The 1,485-nt window shown below is 44.4% G+C and carries 1 protein-coding gene and 1 pseudogene; both read right to left on the bottom strand.

The window, feature by feature from the left end; all coding sequences use genetic code 11:
• Window positions 1-568, bottom strand: a pseudogene (locus WEIDD23_RS13280) (hypothetical protein); the annotation flags it as partial.
• A 111-nt stretch (window positions 569-679) separates the two neighbouring features.
• A partial coding sequence (locus WEIDD23_RS00460; protein WP_197458742.1) for a WxL protein peptidoglycan domain-containing protein occupies window positions 680-1,485 on the bottom strand: 806 nt, incomplete at its 5' end.

Here is a 1,485-nt window from a genome sequence, read left to right as displayed (position 1 = left end):
GGGCAAACTCCCATTGAAACGGCACCGACTCATCTGGGTGAATGTATGCCAAGTGGTCACCGTTAGCTTGCGTATATTGATTGTTGTAATCCGTATCACTATAGTCATAATTTAAATACGTATCAAATTCTAAGCTCAAGGCATTTTTAATATAACCACCGTAACTATTATGTTCATCGCGCACATTTCCGTACGCCCCAAGTGCCTCACCTGCAAAACCTTTCGCATTTGGACCTTGGCCTTGCAAAGTGAACGTTAGCCCGTCTGCTGTTCCATCCATATAAATATAAAACTTTGTTTGGAACGGCCGCTTAATATTAACCGGATTCTTGTACCACATCGTTTCCATGACACTAGCTGTGCCATCAGAAACTGTTTGCATATTACGGTAATTCGGATTTTGCTTTGGCGTGTAACCATTAATATAAAAATTCCCCTCAACTTGTGGACCGCTTTCGGGGGGCGCTGGAATTGTCCCACCTGAATTTGCGGACACCACGTTACTTCCACCAACAATGGCCGCCAAAAGCGTCGCCATTACCAGGAAGATGCGTTTTGTATTCCCCATTATGCCATCCCCTTACATCATTTATTTTTCGATCGCGTGAGCCAAACAATTACAACCGCCATCAGCCCAGCTATACCAGATAATATGAGCACAATAAACAGGAATGCTAGACTATGATGGTTCTTTTGTTTGTGAGTCACAATTGTTGGATGCGGAATCGTCGTTGTTTTTGACCGTGTCGTCTGTCTGTGTGTGCAATGTCACCGTTACTTTCTGTGGCTTAATTGCTTGCCCCTGATCTGGCACAAAAATAGTCGTCTGCCCATAGGCAAGAAAGCTGACTGTCTTTCTTTGAGAAACCTGGTGTTTAGCACCACCAGTTAATACCACCTTAGTTGCCACATGCTGCACGATTTTGGGGCCTCGATTCTGAAGCACAATGTTATAACCTAACTTGCCATACTGACTAGCCCGTTGTACCCGTTGCACGGTCAAATACTTAACGTGCGTCGTCTCAATCGTTTGGTTAGCCAGCAAGACACTCGTTACGAACGAGACATCATTTCGGAGTAGGCCAGTATCTGCCTGATCATATTCAGTCACCTTCAAGCCCCCGAAATACGTTGTCGTCGTGGTACGTCTAGGCGTACGTAATTGAAAATGAACATGACGCTCTTCATTTGGTTTCAAGACCACGCTTTGTTTCGTTTGATGACTAAACTGGCGGATGCCAACCTTTGTCTGCGTCGTTTGATACCTATAAGTACCATTGTCCCCCACCGTTGCATCTAACAATTGCGCATCTAATTTATGCGTTTGACTTGTCAAATTTTGCAAATCAACAGCAACATCGTAGGTTGTTTCAGGTTGATATTGAAAGGCAAAAACTGTCTTATCATCAGCTACCTGTAAGTCGTGTCGTGGTGCAATATGGATGCTTGTATAACGGCCTTTCAGCGTGGCCGCATCCACAATCT

The organism is Weissella sp. DD23 (genome assembly GCF_001579105.1).
Classification (GTDB): Bacteria; Bacillota; Bacilli; order Lactobacillales; family Lactobacillaceae; genus Weissella; species Weissella cibaria.
This window is presented reverse-complemented; position numbering and strand designations above follow the sequence as displayed.